Origin of the sequence: Bacteroides sp. (genome assembly GCF_052357945.1) — a bacterium.
Taxonomy (GTDB): Bacteria; Bacteroidota; Bacteroidia; order Bacteroidales; family Bacteroidaceae; genus Bacteroides.
The window spans coordinates 1-18,896 of the sequence record NZ_DAWCXD010000002.1; the positions used below are offsets into that span (position 1 = coordinate 1).

Here is an 18,896-nt window from a genome sequence, read left to right on the forward strand (position 1 = left end):
ACAAGAAATGAATCAGATGTTTATACATATTCTACTATGCGGTATTATTATTCTACTATCAAAGGTTAGTGGAAGTGAGTGCTGCGCGTAAATGTGTATAAATGAAAATATACGAAAGCCTTTCTCACTTCCAAGTGTGAAAGGCTTTTTTTAATGCTAATAATTATATAATATACATAAGAATATGGACAATAGGTTATTTATTTTTGATACCACTCTTAGAGATGGTGAACAGGTTCCGGGATGCCAGTTGAATACAGTAGAAAAGATTCAGGTAGCAAAGGCATTGGAAGCGTTGGGAGTAGACGTGATTGAAGCCGGATTCCCCATTTCGAGCCCGGGAGATTTTAATTCAGTAATTGAGATTTCAAAAGCGGTGACTTGGCCTACTATCTGTGCTTTGACCCGCGCAGTTCAAAAAGATATTGATGTAGCCGTAGATGCACTGAAATTTGCTAAACATAAACGTATTCACACCGGTATCGGTACTTCTGATTCGCACATTAAATATAAATTCAATTCGAATCGTGAAGAGATTATCGAACGTGCAGTAGCTGCTGTGAAATATGCCCGCCGTTTTGTAGACGATGTGGAATTTTATGCAGAAGACGCAGGCCGTACGGATAACGAATATCTGGCACGTGTGGTAGAAGCTGTCATCAAAGCGGGAGCTACCGTAGTGAATATCCCTGATACAACAGGTTACTGCTTGCCTTCAGAATATGGCGCCAAGATAAAATACCTGGTTGACCATGTAGACGGCATTGATAATGCCATACTTTCTACTCACTGTCACAATGACTTGGGTATGGCTACTGCCAATACGATAGCCGGTGTTTTGAACGGTGCGCGTCAGGTGGAAGTTACCATCAACGGTATTGGCGAACGTGCAGGAAATACTGCTCTCGAAGAAATCGCCATGATTATTAAGAGCCATCACGAAATAGATATTCAAACCAATATCAATACGCAGAAGATTTATCCGACCAGCCGTATGGTATCCAGCCTGATGAATATGCCGGTACAACCCAATAAAGCAATCGTTGGACGTAACGCTTTCGCACACTCTTCAGGTATCCATCAGGATGGCGTATTGAAAAATGTACAGACGTATGAGATTATCGATCCGCATGATGTGGGTATTGATGATAACTCTATCGTATTGACTGCCCGCAGCGGACGTGCTGCATTGAAAAATCGTCTTTCTATATTGGGAGTGAATCTGGATCAGGAAAAACTGGATAAGGTATATGATGAGTTCCTGAAGTTGGCTGATAAGAAGAAAGATATTAATGATGATGATATTTTAGTATTGGCAGGTGCAGACCGTAGCCAGAACCATCGTATCAAACTGGATTACTTGCAGGTGACGAGTGGTGTCGGTGTTCGTTCGGTAGCTAGTTTGGGATTGAATATTGCCGGTGAGAAGTTTGAAGCTTGTGCCAGTGGTAATGGTCCGGTAGATGCTGCCATCAAAGCATTGAAAAAGATTGTAGAACGCCACATGACTCTGAAAGAGTTTACTATTCAGGCTATCAGTAAGGGAAGTGATGATGTAGGTAAAGTGCACATGCAGGTAGAATACGATAACCAGATTTATTATGGTTTTGGTGCCAATACAGATATTATTGCTGCTTCGGTAGAAGCCTACATCGACTGTATTAACAAATTCAAATCGTAAAAAAGAGATTGACAGTCGGTTTGGTATTACAGAGATTGATTGAAAGAGTAAATAGTAATTAGTAAAATAGTAAATAAACAGATGAATACATTATTTGATAAGATATGGGATGCCCACGTGGTGACTACTGTGGAAGATGGCCCTACACAGCTTTATATTGATCGGTTATATTGTCACGAAGTGACTAGTCCGCAGGCTTTTGCGGGATTGCGTGAACGTGGAATCGGAGTATTGCGTCCTGAAAAGGTATTTTGTATGCCCGACCATAATACACCGACACACGATCAGGATAAGGAGATTGAAGATCCGATTTCTAAAACGCAGGTGGACACGTTGACGCAGAATGCGAAGGATTTTGGTCTGACACACTACGGCATGATGCATCCGAAGAATGGTATTATCCATGTGGTAGGTCCCGAACGTGGTTTGACCTTGCCGGGAATGACGATTGTTTGCGGTGACTCTCACACTTCTACTCACGGTGCAATGGGAGCGATTGCTTTCGGTATCGGAACGAGCGAGGTGGAAATGGTGCTGGCTTCACAATGTATTCTCCAGTCGAGACCGAAAACAATGCGTATCACTGTAGACGGTGAACTGGGCAAAGGGGTGACTGCAAAGGATGTGGCTCTGTATATGATGTCTAAGATGACTACCAGTGGTGCTACGGGTTACTTCGTGGAATATGCAGGTTCGGCTATCCGTAATCTGACAATGGAGGGACGTCTTACTCTTTGCAACCTTTCTATTGAAATGGGTGCGCGTGGTGGTATGGTTGCTCCGGATGAAGTGACTTTTGAATATATCAAAGGACGTGAAAGTGCTCCGCAAGGCGAAGCATGGGACAAGGCTTTGGCTTATTGGAAAACATTGAAGAGTGATGATGATGCCGTGTTTGATAAAGAAGTCCGTTTCGAAGCGGCTGATATTGAACCGATGATTACCTACGGAACGAATCCGGGTATGGGTATGGGAATCACACAGCATATTCCTACTATGGAAGGAATGAGTGAAGCTGCACAGGTTTCGTTCAAGAAATCAATGGAGTATATGGGATTCCAACCGGGTGAATCTTTGTTGGGTAAGAAGATTGATTATGTATTCCTTGGTGCTTGTACAAACGGTCGTATTGAAGATTTTCGTGCATTTGCTTCCATCGTGAAAGGTCGTAAGAAAGCGGAGAATGTAATTGCATGGCTGGTTCCGGGTTCATGGATGGTAGACGCACAGATCCGTAAGGAAGGAATTGACAAGATATTGACGGAAGCCGGATTTGCTATCCGTCAGCCGGGATGTTCTGCTTGTCTGGCAATGAACGATGATAAGATTCCTGCCGGAAAGTATTCGGTATCTACCAGCAACCGTAATTTCGAAGGACGTCAGGGACCCGGTGCACGCACTTTGCTGGCTAGTCCGCTGGTAGCTGCCGCTGCTGCGGTGACAGGTGTGATTACCGATCCGAGAGAGCTGATGTAATTCAACCGTAATTCGTAAATCATTAAATTGTAAATAAGACGATGGCTAAGACAAAATTTAATATAATAACAAGTACTTGTGTACCTCTTCCTTTAGAAAACGTAGATACCGACCAGATTATTCCGGCACGTTTCCTGAAAGCAACCACTCGTGAAGAAAAATTCTTTGGTGATAATCTTTTTCGTGACTGGCGTTATAATGCTGACGGTTCCCTGAACAAGGATTTTGTGTTGAACAATCCTACTTATAGCGGACAGATATTGGTGGCAGGAAAAAACTTCGGTTCGGGTTCCAGCCGTGAACACGCTGCCTGGGCTATTGCAGGATATGGTTTCCGCGTGGTGGTATCCAGTTTCTTTGCCGATATTCATAAGAATAATGAGTTGAACAACTTTGTGCTGCCGGTGGTTGTTACCGAGGAGTTTCTGCAGGAGTTGTTCGATTCGATAGAAGCGGACCCGAAGATGGAAGTGGAAGTGAACCTTCCCGAACAGACCATCACCAACAAGGCGACAGGTAAAAGTGAACATTTCGAAATCAATGCTTACAAGAAACTTTGTTTGATGAACGGATTGGACGATATCGATTTCTTGTTGAGCAATAAAGATAAAATAGAAGAATGGGAAAAGAAGGCGTGAAAATAGAAATCATGGACACAACGCTCCGTGATGGTGAACAAACCAGCGGAGTATCTTTCGTGCCTCATGAGAAACTAATGATCGCCCGTTTACTGTTAGAAGATTTAAAGGTAGACCGGGTGGAGGTTGCTTCGGCGCGTGTGTCGGACGGTGAGTTTGAAGCCGTGAAGATGATTTGCGACTGGGCGGCCCGTCGTAGTCTGCTCCATAAAGTGGAAGTGCTCGGCTTTGTCGACGGGCATACTTCTGTCGATTGGATTCAGCGTACCGGATGCCGTGTGATTAATCTTCTTTGTAAAGGTTCACTGAAGCATTGTACGCAACAACTGAAAAAGACACCGGAAGAACATCTGGCGGATATCATAAGTGTGGTGCATTATGCCGACGAACAAGATATAACCGTCAATGTTTACCTGGAAGATTGGAGCAACGGTATCAAAGATTCTCCCGAATATGTATTTCAGTTGATGGATGGATTGAAAGAGACGAGTGTCAAGCGTTTTATGTTGCCTGATACGTTGGGTATCTTGAATCCCTTGCAAGTGATAGAGTATATGCGGAAGATGAAGAAACGTTATCCGAATACTCATCTCGATTTCCATGCGCACAATGATTATGATTTGGCTGTGAGTAATGTCCTTGCTGCGGTATTAAGCGGTGTCAAAGGATTGCATACAACCATCAACGGACTGGGCGAACGGGCAGGAAATGCTCCTCTCGCAAGTGTGCAGGCTATCCTGAAAGACCATTTCAATGCGGTGACCAATATCGACGAGAGCCGTTTGAATGATGTCAGCCGGGTGGTGGAGTCTTATTCAGGAATTGTGATACCTGCCAATAAACCGATTGTAGGTGAAAATGTCTTTACGCAAGTGGCAGGAGTGCATGCCGACGGGGATAACAAGAATAATCTCTACTGTAATGATTTGCTTCCCGAACGTTTTGGCCGCAAGCGCGAATATGCATTAGGTAAGACAAGCGGTAAAGCAAATATCCGTAAGAACCTCGAAGATCTCGGACTGGAACTGGATGAAGATGCTATGCGCAAGGTGACGGAACGCATCATCGAGTTGGGAGACAAGAAAGAGCTGGTTACACAGGAAGATTTGCCGTACATTGTTTCGGATGTGTTGAAACATGGAGCAGTGGGTGAGAAGGTCAAACTGAAGAGCTATTTTGTGAATCTGGCACATGGGTTGAAACCGATGGCAACGTTGAAGATAGAAATCAACGGAAAAGAGTACGAAGAGAGTTCAGGCGGCGATGGTCAGTATGATGCTTTTGTTCGTGCGCTGCGTAAGATATATAAGGTGACATTAGGACGTAAATTCCCGATGTTGACCAATTATGCGGTAACCATCCCTCCCGGTGGACGTACGGATGCATTTGTGCAGACAGTTATCACGTGGAGTTATGACGAGCAGGTGTTCCGTACTCGCGGACTTGATGCCGACCAGACAGAGGCTGCCATCAAGGCTACTATGAAGATGTTGAACCTCATTGAAGATGAATACGAGAAGAGCAAGTGAGAAACAACTTGCCCGAAGAATGTTTTTTATAAGAATATATAAATAGAAGAATAAACGATTATGGATTTTAAAATTGCTGTATTAGCAGGTGACGGCATCGGACCGGAGATTTCTGTGCAAGGTGTAGATGTGATGAGTGCCGTTTGCGAGAAGTTTGGCCACAAAGTAAGTTACGAATATGCAATCTGTGGAGCTGATGCGATTGATAAAGTAGGCGATCCGTTTCCGGAAGCAACCTATCAGGTTTGTAAAGATGCGGATGCTGTTTTATTCTCTGCCGTAGGCGATCCGAAATTTGATAACGACCCTACTGCTAAGGTACGTCCGGAACAAGGTTTGTTGGCGATGCGTAAGAAACTGGGACTTTTTGCCAATATTCGTCCGGTGCAGACATTCAAATGCCTGATTCACAAATCTCCGTTGCGTGCGGAACTGGTAGAGAACGCAGATTTTATCTGTATCCGTGAGTTGACCGGAGGTATGTATTTCGGTGAAAAGTATCAGGATAATGACAAAGCGTATGATACCAACTATTATACTCGCCCGGAAATCGAACGTATCTTGAAAGTGGCTTTTGAATATGCGATGAAGCGCAGAAAACACCTGACGGTGGTAGATAAGGCAAACGTGTTGGCTTCTTCCCGTCTATGGCGTCAGATTGCACAGGAAATGGCTCCGAACTATCCGGAAGTGACAACAGATTATATGTTTGTGGACAATGCTGCAATGAAAATGATTCAGGAACCTGCTTTCTTCGATGTGATGGTAACGGAAAACACCTTCGGTGATATTCTGACTGACGAAGGTTCTGTAATCAGTGGTTCTATGGGCTTGCTTCCTTCTGCTTCCACAGGTGAGAGCACTCCGGTGTTTGAACCGATTCACGGATCATGGCCGCAGGCTAAAGGATTGAATATTGCTAATCCGTTGGCACAAATTCTTTCCGTAGCTATGTTGTTTGAGTATTTCGATTGCAAAGAAGAGGGTGCACTGATTCGTAAAGCAGTAGACGCTTCTTTGGATGAGAATGTACGTACACCGGAAATTCAGGTGGCTGACGGTACTAAATACGGAACGAAAGAAGTAGGACAGTGGATTGTTGATTATATCAAGAAAGCTTGATATTCTACCACAGATTACACCGATTCACACAGATTGCTGATGGAGCTGTATAACAGCTCTTTATAAATAATTTCACCCACGTTATAGCTATCTATAACGTGGGTGATTTTTAATATTCAGATTTTGTTTGATAACTCCACTTACTTTTCATTCTTTTTATGGAATATCTTTTTTATCATTTGAAATCTGTGTGAATCTGTGTAATCTGTGGTGAACCTTACCAACTTTTAATAGTGGAATATATAATGATACCGAGCACTGTCAGCAATCCTACATGAATAGTGACTGACCATTGTTTTATATCTTTTCTCTTCGTGCGGGTGGAAGGTTCCAAATAGATGGCTACTTTGTGAGCGATAGTACAGAATAACCAACCGCCGAATCCTCCGATAATACCTCCTACGAGTAAATCACCGGGATAATGTACACCCAAGTATATACGTGTATAGCAGTTAAGAATTGCCCAAGTTACGATGAAAATACTTAGCCAACGTTTACGGAACAGAAATACTACAAACATGGCAAGCCCCAATGAATTGGCCGCATGGCACGATGGGAAACCATAACTTCCTCCACGATACCCGTTTACGATATATACCATATCCACAATTGGGTTGTCCGGATTGGCGGGACGCAGGCGTGCCACTACCGGGCGGATGATACTGCTGCACATTTGGTCGGCAAAGGTAATCGTGAGCGCGATAGCTGCCACATAACATACGACAACCTTCCAGTGGAAATTTCTTAATAATATATATAATATGGTGGCATACATGGGAACCCAGATTATTTTACCCGTGAAGGAACTCATGAAATAATCCCAGAAAGGGGAGTGTATACCATTGAAAGATAAGAAGATATTTGTATCTATCTCCGAAAGGAATTGCACGATTTCGCTATGTATCATCCGGCTTTATTGATCTATTTTTAACGTCGCAAATATACAATAAAGAATAGTAAATGTCCTATATTACCTTATAAATATTCCATATTTCTTAATAATTAGCGTTTGGCAAGATCATCGTAGAGCTTCTGTAAGAACGCTTTTCCTTTTTCCAGATTAGCTCCTTTGGCGGTGCCTTCGTCCAGTTGCACGGTGTTGGCGTCCAGATTATACACCAATTGGTTGTCGGCAGTAATCATTCCGAAATAATCCGGCCGGGTAAAGTATGCGAAATGAGGAGAGCCCGGATTCAGGATATTCTTGCTGAAAGTAAATTCATCGTGCGGCAATCCTAATTGAGCGAGCAAAGTGGCGGCAATGTCAATTTGCGAAGCATAAGTATCTACTACGAGAGGTTGTTTAATTGCACCTCCGATTAAAATCAGCGGAATGGTTTGTCCGTCCAGCGGATTTTCTATCGGGTATGGGTATGCACCCTGATGATCGGGAACGAGTACAAACAGTGTGTTTTTCCATAACGGTGTTTCCTGATACTGTTTCACGAAATCTCCCACACAACTGTCGGCATACGCAAAGGAGTTGAGGATTTTGTCATCCAGCCTGTGGAACGGAACTTCGAATGGTTCGTGGCTGCTTGATGTCTGAACCAGTTTCAGGAATGGCTCTTCTTGTTTTTCTTCTTTCAGGTCTTTCATCAGGCGTTGGAACAAAACGTGATCTTGTGCTCCCCATTTTCCGGTACGTTCGGACAGAGGGAAATCTTTATCGGAAATAATCTTCTCGATTCCGGAAGATACCAGGTAAGAGCGCATATTGGTGAAATCGGCATCTCCTCCATAGTAATATTCGAGGCTGTATCCTGCATTTTTCAAGCTGCGGGGGATGGAAGGAAGTTTGTCCGTCTTTTCGGGATATTTCATGATGCTGGTACTCGGCTGTCCGGGATATCCGCTGATGATAGATGCCAGTCCGCGGTCTGTGCGGAAACTGCTGCCGTAGAAGTTGCTGAATAATACGCCTTCTTTTGCGAATTTATCCATGTTGACAGCTACATTGGGTTGTCCTCCGAAAGTTTCCATCAAGTGTGTGGAGAAACTCTCAAGGATAATGAAAATAATGTTCGGGCGTTGTGTATTCAATAATTGAGGGATGCTGTCGGTTACTGCGACGGGTTTGTCTACCATCTCTGCAAATAATTCGTCGGCTATTTTCGGGTCCATGAAGCGATACTGCTTATCGAAATTATTCTGATGGGTAGCAGAATACATGAAGCTGAATGCCGGATTAATGGCAGCATGATTCATGCGTTGATCCTGACTGAAATACACCTTGCTTAAATTCATGGTGGATACGCTGAATCCGCCCCGGATAGGGATGAAGAGTGCCGCTGTCAGCAAAAGCAGTGCAAGCGAGACATTCTGGCGTCGATAAGGTATTTTCAGAGGTTTTTTCTCCCGGATAAGGACGCAATAGAAAATACAGTATAGAATTGCTGCATAGATTAATATAGCCAGAATTCCAAGTAGTACGAACCAAAAACTGACACTTGCCATGGCATCTTTGGGAGAAGAGAAAAAATAGAAAATAGGAGTGGCGTCCAGACGGAATCCCCAAAAGCCATACAATCCCAGGTCGATGATAAAAATGCAGGCCATGACAAAGGCTATTACTCCGAAATATCCTTGCCGGATGCGGCGGAGTATGGATGAATTTGTCCAGGCGGAAGCAATGAGCAGGATGCCGGGGATAGCGGTCAGGTAGCCCGCAAGAGATAAATCCAGTGGTAATCCGTGCCACATGACGCGGAAATAGTCACCCAAAGATACATTAGTATATAAGTCATGGTAGTAAACCATGAAGATTGGTTTCTGAAGAACGAATAAAAGAACAAATAAAAAATAGGTCGTGAGAAATTGTATAATTCTCTTTTTCATATATGTAAACTTAAAAAGATTGAACGGATACAAAGTTACTATACTTTTCCTTATCTTTCTCATGATGTGATGTAAAACATACCTTTTTTTCCATATCTTTGTCGTGTCTGTGACAAAAATGAAGTAATAAGATGGCAAAGATTGCAAAGAAACTAACAGATTTAGTGGGGAATACCCCTTTGATGGAACTTTCCGGTTATAGTGGAAAGTATGGTCTGGAACAAAATATTATTGCCAAACTGGAGGCTTTTAATCCGGCGGGAAGTGTAAAAGACAGAGTCGCTCTTTCGATGATTGAAGATGCGGAAGCTCGTGGAGCATTGAAACCCGGTGCAACGATTATTGAGCCGACAAGCGGAAATACAGGTGTAGGGTTGGCAATGGTGGCTACTATTAAAGGGTATCACCTAATATTGACCATGCCCGAAACGATGAGTCTGGAACGGCGGAATCTGTTGAAAGCGTTGGGTGCGCAGATTGTATTGACAGATGGGCTGGGGGGGATGGCAGCTTCCATTGCCAAAGCGCAGGAGTTGCGTGATAGTATCCCCGGTTCGGTGATTTTGCAACAATTTGAGAATCCGGCCAATGCTGCTGTTCATGAACGGACAACGGGTGAAGAAATTTGGAGGGATACAGATGGTGAAGTGGCCGTTTTTGTAGCCGGAGTTGGTACCGGGGGAACAGTCTGCGGGGTAGCCCGTACTTTGAAGAAACATAATCCGAATATTTATATTGTTGCTGTGGAACCGGCATCGTCTCCAGTGTTGGCAGGCAGAGAGGCGGCTTCGCATCGTATTCAAGGTATTGGAGCGAATTTTATCCCGAAGCTTTATGATGCTTCGGTGGTGGATGAAGTAATAGGCGTGCCAGATGATGAAGCAATTCGTGCAGGACGTGAGTTAGCGGCAACAGAAGGTCTGTTGGCGGGTATTTCTTCGGGAGCAGCTGTGTATGCCGCCCGTCAACTGTCACAACGTCCGGAATTTAAGAACAAAAAAATAGTAGCGTTGTTACCTGATACGGGAGAGCGTTATTTGTCGACCGAATTGTTTGCTTTTGACGCATATCCATTGGATTAATTCATTCACTATAAAAAGACCTGAACCATGGTAAGAATAATTATAGCTTTGCTTTTTTGTTTTCCGGCTGTTACCTTTGCGCAAACCTATCAGCAATTGTCCGAGAGAGCCATTGAGTGTATCGAAAAAGACAGTCTTCCCCAGGCAGAGGAACTTTTGCTTCAGGCTTTGAAGTTGGAACCGAAAAACGCAAAGAATGCACTGCTCTTTTCTAACTTGGGATTGGTTCAGCGCCGTTTGGGCGAGTTTGATAAGGCATTGGAATCTTATTCTTTTGCACTGAACTTTGCTCCTTTGGCAGTCCCTATTTTGCTCGACCGTGCCGCCATTTATATGGAAATGGGAAAAACAGACCGTGCTTATACGGATTATTGCCAGGTGTTGGACGAGGACAAGCAGAACAAAGAAGCTTTGTTGATGCGTGCTTATATTTATGTGCTCCGCCGCGATTATCCGGCTGCGAGAATTGATTATAATCGTTTATTGGAACTCGATCCGCAGAGCTATAGCGGACGGCTGGGACTGGCTACTTTGGAGCAGAAAGAAGGAAAATTCCGGGAAGCTCTTGAAATATTGAATAAGATGCTTGCGGCCACTCCTGAAGATGCGACGCTCTATATTGCCCGTGCCGATGTGGAACGTGAGATGAAACATGAAGATTTGGCATTGGTCGATTTGGAGGAAGCCATCCGGTTGGATGCTGCCTCGGCTGATGCTTATCTGTTGCGTGGAAATATCTACCTGGCACAGAAGAAGAAAGGGCTGGCAAAAGCTGACTTTGAAAAAGCTATTTCATTGGGAGTGCCTCCGGCTGATTTGCACGAGCAATTGCGGCAATGCAAGTGAAGTTATCAATGAGCCAACTATATCTTTCCGGTTTACATAAGTGAGCGCCTTTTGCTATGGACATTAGTTCGTTCCACAGTTGTTTCCCTTTAGTTCCACATAGGTAGAACTAAAGGGAAACAACTGTGGAACGGAAAGATAACCCTAGTGGAACGAATAATCATTAGTCAGGTGACTCGTTAATATATACTATTAAAGAATTTCTTTTATTCTACGAACTGTCTAATCAGATTTACGAAATCCTTTCCATATTTCTTTTTCTTGTGTTCGCCGATACCACTGATTTCTCCAAACTCTTCGATGCTGGTGGGACGTGAGATACAAAGCAGATGCAACACTTTGTCTGACAAGACGATATAGGCGGGCAAAGCTTCCTGATCGGCAAGTTGTTTTCTTAATCCTCGCAATGCTTCGAACAAATCTTGGCTTTCGCCGCCTGCCGCACCGAAGGGGAGTTCTTTGGCGATAACCACTTTTTTCTTTTTTCCTTTTCGGGTAACTGCTTCCTCATGCTGGATAACTACCAATGCCGCTTGTGTCCTTCCGAAGAGAACATCACTTCCGCTTGACGTTATTTTGAGATGATTATTCTCATTATAAGCTATTTCAAAGTAGCCGAGTTGCAGCATTTGAAGCAGATAGTCTTGCCAGTCACGAGGAGGAATGTCGCGTCCGGCACCGAACGTTTTAAGTTCCTGATACCCTTTTCCGGTTACTTCCGCAGAATAGTTTCCACGAAGAATATCAATCAACACTCCTGTGCTGATTTGTTGTTCTGTGCGTGCGATGGCACTTAATGCTTTTTGCACGATGACTGTACCGTCGAATCGTTGAGGGGGATTTTTACAAACATCGCAGTTGCCGCAATCCTCTGTTGTTGTTTCTCCGAAGTAGTTTAATAAGATTCTTCGTCGGCAAATGTCGGCTTCTGCGTATTGCTGCATACGTTGGAGCTTTTCCAGATTGATATTTTGCTGATTACTTTCCGAAGCGAATTTAGTTAGTAATATTAAGTCGCCTAATGAATAAAACAGGACAGTATTGCTGGGAAGCCCGTCACGTCCGGCACGTCCTATTTCCTGATAAAAGCTTTCTATACTTTTAGGCAGGTTATAATGTATCACCCAGCGGACATTTGATTTATCAATCCCCATTCCAAAAGCAATGGTGGCACATACCACCTGTATGCGGTCGTTAATAAAATCATTCTGTGTTTCGTCCCGGTGTTGAGTGGATAACCCGGCGTGATAAACACCGCAGCGGATACCCTGCTTCTGTAACATCTGTGCGACGGTTTCCGTCTTACTTCGGCTCATGCAGTAAATAATCCCGCTTTCTCCCCCGTGGCGGTGGATAAATTCTAAGATAGCCTTGTTCTTTTCCTTCGCTTGAAATCCACGTTTCACAGTCAGGCTGATGTTGGGACGGTCGAACGAGGAAATGAAGGTACGCGGATGGTTCAGATGCAATTGCCGTACGATGTCTTCACGCGTGATTTTATCCGCGGTGGCAGTTAGTGCGACAATCGGTATTTGCGGAAATTGTTGGTGGAGCACTCCCATTTGTGTGTATTCCGGACGGAAATCATGTCCCCATTGCGAAATACAATGAGCTTCATCAATAGCAAACAGAGAGATGTTCATATCCCGCAACAAATAGTCCTTTTCAGCTAAAAGTTTTTCCGGTGAAATGTAAAGCAGCTTCAGGCGACCTTCAATGCATGCGCGGCGCAGATTAGCGTTTTCTGTTTCGTCATTACTGCTGTTCAGCGCTCCGGCAGCGATGCCGTTTGCCAGCAATGCTTCTACCTGATCTTTCATCAATGAGATGAGGGGAGAAACGACAACGGCAGTACCTTCGCAAAGCAGTGCGGGAAGTTGGTAACAGATCGATTTCCCCCCACCAGTGGGCATTAATACCAATGCATCCTGTTTGTTCAGGATGTGGCGGATGATTTCTTCTTGCAGAGGACGGAAACTATCGTACCCGAAATATGTCTTTAAAGTCTCTCTCATTGATGCTGATTTATCCATGCTGCAAAGGTACATTTTTCTTTGGCAATTTTCATCATGTGTAGATTTCAGTTTCTGATATGAATTATAAATAAGTTAAAGTTTCTTATTATTCGGACCCATTCCTTCTTTTTCAAGGTTTTTGATTGTTTATTTAGAAAAATAATGCACAAAATAATTGTGTGTTTAAAAAAAAAGTAAGACATTTGTAACATGTTACGTTGCAAATGAGCAATTATTAACAAATGAACAAACCCTAACCAGTTAATTCAATGAGTGATTTAGAGAACAAAAAAACGGAAGAAACTCCGAAAAAACGTCCCTACAATTTGAGGGAAAAGAAAGAAAAGAAGGCTGCATACAGGTCTTTGATTAGACCGGAATTGGCAGACGAGTTGTATGACAAGATCCTGAATATCATCGTTGTACAGAAGAAGTACAAGGATCCTGACTATTCAGCTAAGGACTTGGCGAAAGAATTGAAGACGAATACTCGTTACCTTTCTGCAGTAGTAAACTCACGCTTTGGCATGAACTATTCTTGCCTGTTGAATGAATACAGAGTAAAAGATGCTTTGCATTTATTGACTGACAAACGTTATGCCGACAAAAATGTGGAAGAAATTAGTGCCATGGTTGGCTTTGCAAATCGTCAATCTTTTTACGCTGCATTTTACAAAAACGTAGGTGAGACTCCTAATGGATATCGCAAAAAACATCTCGAAAATAAGAAATAATTGCGCGTTCCGAAATTAGTCAAAAGGAATTACCTCTAAATGAAAGATTTTGGAGATAATTCCTTTTCTCATTTTAATTAATCAATGCTAGCATTATGAAAAAACATCTGATTTTAATGACAGTGGCCGCTACGCTTTTAACATCGTGCGGAGGAAGTAAAACAACAACTGCTGAAGCAGACAAATTTGATTATACAGTGGAACAATTTGCTGATTTACAGATATTGCGTTATAAAGTTCCCGGATTTGAGGAACTGACGCTGAAACAGAAGGAACTGATTTATTACCTGACAGAGGCTGCTCTGGAAGGAAGGGATATTCTGTTTGACCAGAATGGAAAATATAATTTGAGAATCCGTCGGATGCTCGAAGCAGTATATACAAACTATCAGGGAGATAAAACAACGCCTGATTTTAAAAATATGGAGGTGTATCTGAAAAGGGTATGGTTCTCCAATGGTATTCATCATCACTATGGTACGGAGAAATTCGTGCCCAACTTCTCGCAGGAGTTCTTGAAACAGGCTGTACTCGGTATAGATGCCAAGTTGCTGCCGTTGGCGAAAGGACAGACTGCCGAACAACTTTGTGCCGAACTGTTTCCGGTGATTTTCGATCCGACTGTTATGCCGAAACGGGTAAACCAGGCAGATGGCGAAGATCTTGTGTTGACTTCTGCTTGTAACTATTATGACGGAGTGACGCAGAAAGAGGCAGAGAGTTTTTATAGCGCCCTGAAAGACCCGAAAGACGAAACACCGGTTTCTTACGGGCTGAACAGTCGACTGGTCAAAGAAAACGGAAAGTTGGAGGAGAAAGTTTGGAAAGTAGGCGGACTCTATACACAGGCAATAGAAAAGATTGTTTATTGGCTGAAGAAAGCGGAAGGTGTAGCGGAGAATGAGGCACAAAAGGCCGTCATCACCAAACTGATTCAATTCTATGAAACAGGCAATCTGAAAGATTTCGATGAATATGCCATTCTTTGGGTGAAAGACCTTGATTCACGAATCGACTTTGTGAATGGATTTACTGAAAGTTACGGTGACCCATTGGGTATGAAAGCGAGCTGGGAGTCTTTAGTGAATTTCAAAGATTTGGAATCAACGCACCGCACAGAAATAATCAGTAGCAATGCGCAGTGGTTTGAAGATCATTCTCCCGTAGATAAATCTTTCAAGAAAGAAAAGGTAAAAGGGGTATCGGCTAAAGTGATTACTGCCGCTATCCTTGCAGGTGATCTTTACCCGGCAACGGCTATCGGTATCAATCTGCCGAATGCAAACTGGATTCGTGCGCACCACGGTTCTAAATCGGTGACAATCGGAAATATAACAGATGCTTATAACAAAGCCGCTCACGGAAACGGATTCAACGAAGAATTTGTTTATAGCGATGCGGAAATACAACTGATCGATGCTTATTCTGATTTAACGGATGAGCTGCATACGGACTTGCACGAATGTTTGGGACACGGTTCCGGTAAGTTACTTCCGGGTGTAGATCCTGATGCTTTGAAAGCATACGGCTCTACCATCGAAGAGGCGCGTGCCGATTTGTTCGGATTGTATTATGTGGCTGACCCCAAGCTGGTGGAACTGGGACTTCTCTCTTCTCCCGATGCTTATAAAGCTCAATATTATACTTATCTGATGAACGGTTTGATGACGCAGTTGGTACGTATCGAACCGGGAAATACTGTGGAAGAAGCTCACATGCGCAACCGCCAGTTGATAGCCCGTTGGGTATTTGAGAAGGGGGCTGCCGATAAAGTGGTGGAATTGGTGAAGAAAGACGGAAAGACTTATGTGGTTATCAATGACTATCAGAAAGTGCGCGAGCTTTTCGGCGAATTGTTGGCTGAAATCCAGCGAATCAAATCGACAGGTGACTTTGAAGGTGCCCGTTCATTGGTAGAAAACTATGCCGTAAAAGTAGATCCGGCTTTACATGCAGAAGTTCTGGAACGTTATAAGAAGTTGAATCTGGCTCCTTATAAAGGTTTTGTGAATCCGAAATACGAACTGGTGACAGATGAAAACGGAAACGTTACGGATGTCACAGTTTCTTATGATGAAGGTTATGTAGAACAAATGTTGCGTTACAGCACTGATTATTCTCCGCTGCCTTCCATAAACAACTGATCTGAAATGGATATTAAAGAACAATTGAAAGATATCAAGACACAGCTCCGTCTCTCTATGAACGGGGCTGTGTCCCAAAGTATGCGCGAGAAAGGGCTGGTTTATAAACTCAATTTCGGAGTGGAACTGCCTCGTATCAAGATGATTGCCGAAGGTTACGAAAAGAATCATGACCTGGCGCAGGCTTTATGGAAAGAGGAAATTCGCGAGTGTAAGATTCTGGCGGGAATGCTTCAGCCGATCGAAACGTTTTATCCCGAGATAGCCGATATTTGGGTGGAAAACATCCGGAATATCGAAATAGCAGAACTGACTTGTATGAATCTCTTCCAGCATTTACCGTATGCTCCGGCCAAATCCTTTCACTGGATTGCCGACGAACAGGAGTATGTGCAGACTTGTGGTTTCCTGACTGCCGCCCGTCTTCTGATGAAGAAAGGGGATATGACCGAACGTGCCTCCGGCGAATTGCTCGACCAGGCGATTTGTGCGGTACATTCCGACAGCTATCATATTCGTAACGCAGCTTTGCTGGTTATCCGCAAATATATGCAGCATAGCGAGGAACATGCTTTTCAAGTATGCCGCCTGGTGGAAGGTATGGCAGATTCTACCTTGGAAGGAGAGCAAATGCTCTACAATATGGTGAAAGAGGAGCTTGCTGTAGACTAATCTTATTTCCATGGAGTAAGTCCTTTTATTAAATAACGGTTTAATTTTTTAGATGCGGATAACACGGATGACGCGTCTAAAAAATAAACCGTCTTGTTATTCGTTTATTATATAAGCCAATCTACAAAACGAATGATAGCCTCCATTTAATTTATAAAAAAACTGTCTAACTCTGTGATGAACTAAAAAAACTTCTCTTTATCATTTGCTTTCCGCAAAAAAGGCTTAACTTTGTTCGCGCTAATTTTGGCTGATGATGGAAACTCAAAACGTGAAAGATACAGTAAGGCAGATATTCACGGAATATCTCACGGCGAACGGGCATCGAAAGACTCCTGAACGCTACGCCATACTCGATACTATTTATTCTATCGACGGTCATTTCGATATTGACATGCTTTATTCACGAATGATGGACCAGGAGAATTTCCGGGTGAGCCGGGCGACTCTCTACAACACCATTATTCTTCTTATCAATGCACGGCTGGTCATTAAGCATCAGTTCGGTACTTCCTCCCAATACGAAAAATCATATAATCGCGAGACACATCATCATCAGATATGTACTCAATGTGGTAAAGTGACCGAGTTTCAGAACGAGGAACTGCAGCAAGCCATTGAAAATACGAAATTGAGCCGCTTCCAGCTTTCGCATTACTCCTTATATATATATGGAGTATGTAGTAAGTGCGACAGAGCTAACAAACGGAAAAAAGTAAATAACAACAATAAAAAAGAAAAATGAAAGTAGATGTTCTATTAGGATTACAATGGGGCGACGAAGGTAAAGGAAAAGTAGTCGACGTTTTAACACCTAAGTATGATGTGGTTGCTCGTTTTCAGGGCGGCCCGAATGCCGGTCACACGCTTGAGTTTGAAGGACAGAAATATGTGCTTCGCTCTATTCCTTCCGGTATTTTTCAAGGAAACAAGGTAAACATCATCGGTAACGGTGTGGTACTTGATCCGGCATTGTTTAAAGCAGAGGCAGAAGCACTTGAAGCATCGGGTCATCCGCTGAAAGAACGTTTGCACATTTCAAAGAAAGCTCATCTTATTCTTCCGACACACCGTATTCTGGATGCTGCATACGAAGCAGCCAAAGGTGATGCTAAAGTAGGAACTACCGGTAAGGGTATCGGCCCTACTTACACGGATAAAGTGAGCCGTAACGGTGTTCGTGTAGGTGATATTCTTCATAACTTCGACCAGAAGTATGCTGCTGCGAAAGCTCGTCACGAACAAATTCTGAAGAGCTTGAATTATGAATACGATCTTACTGAACTGGAAAAAGCATGGTTGGAAGGTATCGAATACCTGAAACAATTCCATTTCGTAGATAGCGAACATGAAGTGAATAACCTGTTGAAGGATGGTAAGAGCGTGCTTTGTGAAGGAGCACAGGGTACTATGCTTGATATTGATTTCGGTTCATATCCGTTTGTGACTTCTTCCAATACCGTATGTGCGGGAGCCTGCACCGGACTTGGAGTGGCACCTAACCGTATCGGTGAAGTATATGGTATCTTCAAGGCATACTGTACTCGTGTAGGAGCAGGTCCGTTCCCATCAGAACTGTTCGACGAAACAGGCGACAAGATGTGTACGTTGGGACATGAATTTGGTTCTGTAACCGGTCGTAAACGTCGTTGCGGATGGATTGACCTGGTAGCGTTGAAGTATTCCGTTATGGTAAACGGAGTTACGAAATTGATTATGATGAAGAGCGATGTACTCGATACTTTCGAAACAATCAAAGCGTGCGTTGCTTACAAAGTGAACGGTGAAGAGATCGACTACTTCCCGTATGACATCACAGAAGGCGTAGAACCTGTATATGCAGAGCTTCCGGGTTGGCAGACAGATATGACCAAGATGCAGAGCGAAGATGAATTCCCGGAAGAATTCAATGCTTACCTGACTTTCCTGGAAGAACAGCTTGGTGTAGAAATCAAGATTGTATCTGTAGGACCGGACAGAGCACAGACCATCGAACGTTATACTGAAGAATAACAATTGATTTATTATATGGAGGAAAGGCGGAGATTGAAGAAAAACTCCGCCTTTCTTGTTCAATCCTTTGTATAGTCTATCCTAAACACACAAAAATAATGTATGC

The 18,896-nt window shown here is 43.4% G+C and carries 15 protein-coding genes; 12 read left to right on the forward strand and 3 right to left on the reverse strand.

Features of this window, described 5'->3' with window-relative positions; all coding sequences use genetic code 11:
- The first annotated feature begins 184 nt into the window (after positions 1-184).
- The 5 genes from ACT8YW_RS00675 to leuB all read left to right on the forward strand — a co-directional run bounded on the left by ACT8YW_RS00675 (position 185) and on the right by leuB (position 6,446).
- Positions 185-1,681 carry a 2-isopropylmalate synthase gene (locus ACT8YW_RS00675; RefSeq protein WP_004301125.1) on the forward strand — a complete coding sequence of 499 codons (1,497 nt, stop codon included), beginning with the start codon at positions 185-187 and terminating at the stop codon, positions 1,679-1,681.
- An 81-nt stretch (positions 1,682-1,762) separates the two neighbouring features.
- Positions 1,763-3,157: a 3-isopropylmalate dehydratase large subunit gene (gene leuC / locus ACT8YW_RS00680; RefSeq protein WP_004301124.1), complete on the forward strand. Its 1,395-nt coding sequence runs from the start codon at positions 1,763-1,765 to the stop codon at positions 3,155-3,157.
- A gap of 41 nt (positions 3,158-3,198) precedes the next feature.
- Positions 3,199-3,795, forward strand: a complete 597-nt coding sequence (gene leuD, locus ACT8YW_RS00685) for a 3-isopropylmalate dehydratase small subunit (protein WP_004307192.1) — start codon at positions 3,199-3,201, stop codon at positions 3,793-3,795.
- Entirely contained in the window at positions 3,777-5,324 is a 1,548-nt protein-coding gene (locus ACT8YW_RS00690) for an alpha-isopropylmalate synthase regulatory domain-containing protein (protein WP_004301119.1), read from the forward strand. The genes leuD and ACT8YW_RS00690 overlap by 19 nt, the downstream gene beginning before the upstream one ends.
- Before the next feature lie 60 nt (positions 5,325-5,384).
- Positions 5,385-6,446, forward strand: a complete 1,062-nt coding sequence (gene leuB / locus ACT8YW_RS00695) for a 3-isopropylmalate dehydrogenase (protein WP_444103667.1) — start codon at positions 5,385-5,387, stop codon at positions 6,444-6,446.
- 217 nt (positions 6,447-6,663) lie between these two features.
- Here the strand turns inward: leuB and ACT8YW_RS00700 are convergent, their stop codons facing one another.
- Positions 6,664-7,353, reverse strand: a complete 690-nt coding sequence (locus ACT8YW_RS00700) for a phosphatase PAP2 family protein (protein WP_444103668.1) — start codon at positions 7,351-7,353, stop codon at positions 6,664-6,666.
- A gap of 95 nt (positions 7,354-7,448) precedes the next feature.
- Positions 7,449-9,284 (reverse strand): LTA synthase family protein, encoded by a 1,836-nt coding sequence (locus tag ACT8YW_RS00705; protein ID WP_444103669.1) that lies wholly within the window; start codon positions 9,282-9,284, stop codon positions 7,449-7,451.
- Positions 9,285-9,415: 131 nt separating this feature from the next.
- Between ACT8YW_RS00705 and cysK the strand changes: the two genes are divergently transcribed.
- Together cysK and ACT8YW_RS00715 are read left to right on the forward strand one after the other, a co-directional pair.
- On the forward strand, positions 9,416-10,366 hold the full coding sequence (cysK, locus tag ACT8YW_RS00710; RefSeq protein ID WP_444103670.1) for a cysteine synthase A: 951 nt from the start codon (positions 9,416-9,418) through the stop codon (positions 10,364-10,366).
- Positions 10,367-10,393: 27 nt separating this feature from the next.
- The gene (locus ACT8YW_RS00715; protein ID WP_004311786.1) at positions 10,394-11,212 is read left to right on the forward strand and encodes a tetratricopeptide repeat protein; all 819 of its coding nucleotides are present in this window, start codon (positions 10,394-10,396) and stop codon (positions 11,210-11,212) included.
- A 206-nt stretch (positions 11,213-11,418) separates the two neighbouring features.
- On the opposite strand, the gene recQ is transcribed toward ACT8YW_RS00715, so the two are convergent.
- The gene (gene recQ / locus ACT8YW_RS00720; protein ID WP_444103671.1) at positions 11,419-13,227 is read right to left on the reverse strand and encodes a DNA helicase RecQ; all 1,809 of its coding nucleotides are present in this window, start codon (positions 13,225-13,227) and stop codon (positions 11,419-11,421) included.
- 269 nt (positions 13,228-13,496) lie between these two features.
- Here recQ and ACT8YW_RS00725 point away from each other — a divergent pair, with 269 nt between their 5' ends.
- The 5 genes from ACT8YW_RS00725 (at position 13,497) to ACT8YW_RS00745 (ending at position 18,790) form a co-directional block, all read left to right on the forward strand.
- Positions 13,497-13,961, forward strand: a complete 465-nt coding sequence (locus ACT8YW_RS00725) for a helix-turn-helix domain-containing protein (RefSeq protein WP_004301101.1) — start codon at positions 13,497-13,499, stop codon at positions 13,959-13,961.
- A gap of 95 nt (positions 13,962-14,056) precedes the next feature.
- Entirely contained in the window at positions 14,057-16,105 is a 2,049-nt protein-coding gene (locus tag ACT8YW_RS00730) for a dipeptidyl-peptidase 3 family protein (RefSeq protein WP_074705300.1), read from the forward strand.
- A 6-nt stretch (positions 16,106-16,111) separates the two neighbouring features.
- The gene (locus ACT8YW_RS00735; protein ID WP_004314019.1) at positions 16,112-16,777 is read left to right on the forward strand and encodes a DNA alkylation repair protein; all 666 of its coding nucleotides are present in this window, start codon (positions 16,112-16,114) and stop codon (positions 16,775-16,777) included.
- Positions 16,778-17,033: 256 nt separating this feature from the next.
- The gene (locus ACT8YW_RS00740; protein ID WP_008025868.1) at positions 17,034-17,522 is read left to right on the forward strand and encodes a Fur family transcriptional regulator; all 489 of its coding nucleotides are present in this window, start codon (positions 17,034-17,036) and stop codon (positions 17,520-17,522) included.
- On the forward strand, positions 17,519-18,790 hold the full coding sequence (locus ACT8YW_RS00745; RefSeq protein WP_444103672.1) for an adenylosuccinate synthase: 1,272 nt from the start codon (positions 17,519-17,521) through the stop codon (positions 18,788-18,790). Before ACT8YW_RS00740 ends, ACT8YW_RS00745 begins: the two co-directional genes overlap by 4 nt.
- The last annotated feature ends 106 nt before the right edge of the window (positions 18,791-18,896 follow it).

What these genes read in the sequence shown, in the direction of transcription:
- leuC (WP_004301124.1), top strand. Translation starts at nt 1,763, where the DNA reads ATGAATACATTATTTGATAAGATATGGGATGCCCACGTGGTGACTACT.
- ACT8YW_RS00705 (WP_444103669.1), bottom strand. Translation starts at nt 9,284, where the DNA reads ATGAAAAAGAGAATTATACAATTTCTCACGACCTATTTTTTATTTGTT.
- leuD (WP_004307192.1), top strand. Translation starts at nt 3,199, where the DNA reads ATGGCTAAGACAAAATTTAATATAATAACAAGTACTTGTGTACCTCTT.
- ACT8YW_RS00740 (WP_008025868.1), top strand. Translation starts at nt 17,034, where the DNA reads ATGGAAACTCAAAACGTGAAAGATACAGTAAGGCAGATATTCACGGAA.
- ACT8YW_RS00715 (WP_004311786.1), top strand. Translation starts at nt 10,394, where the DNA reads ATGGTAAGAATAATTATAGCTTTGCTTTTTTGTTTTCCGGCTGTTACC.
- ACT8YW_RS00725 (WP_004301101.1), top strand. Translation starts at nt 13,497, where the DNA reads ATGAGTGATTTAGAGAACAAAAAAACGGAAGAAACTCCGAAAAAACGT.
- ACT8YW_RS00675 (WP_004301125.1), top strand. Translation starts at nt 185, where the DNA reads ATGGACAATAGGTTATTTATTTTTGATACCACTCTTAGAGATGGTGAA.
- cysK (WP_444103670.1), top strand. Translation starts at nt 9,416, where the DNA reads ATGGCAAAGATTGCAAAGAAACTAACAGATTTAGTGGGGAATACCCCT.
- leuB (WP_444103667.1), top strand. Translation starts at nt 5,385, where the DNA reads ATGGATTTTAAAATTGCTGTATTAGCAGGTGACGGCATCGGACCGGAG.
- ACT8YW_RS00690 (WP_004301119.1), top strand. Translation starts at nt 3,777, where the DNA reads ATGGGAAAAGAAGGCGTGAAAATAGAAATCATGGACACAACGCTCCGT.
- ACT8YW_RS00730 (WP_074705300.1), top strand. Translation starts at nt 14,057, where the DNA reads ATGAAAAAACATCTGATTTTAATGACAGTGGCCGCTACGCTTTTAACA.
- ACT8YW_RS00745 (WP_444103672.1), top strand. Translation starts at nt 17,519, where the DNA reads ATGAAAGTAGATGTTCTATTAGGATTACAATGGGGCGACGAAGGTAAA.
- recQ (WP_444103671.1), bottom strand. Translation starts at nt 13,227, where the DNA reads ATGAGAGAGACTTTAAAGACATATTTCGGGTACGATAGTTTCCGTCCT.
- ACT8YW_RS00700 (WP_444103668.1), bottom strand. Translation starts at nt 7,353, where the DNA reads ATGATACATAGCGAAATCGTGCAATTCCTTTCGGAGATAGATACAAAT.
- ACT8YW_RS00735 (WP_004314019.1), top strand. Translation starts at nt 16,112, where the DNA reads ATGGATATTAAAGAACAATTGAAAGATATCAAGACACAGCTCCGTCTC.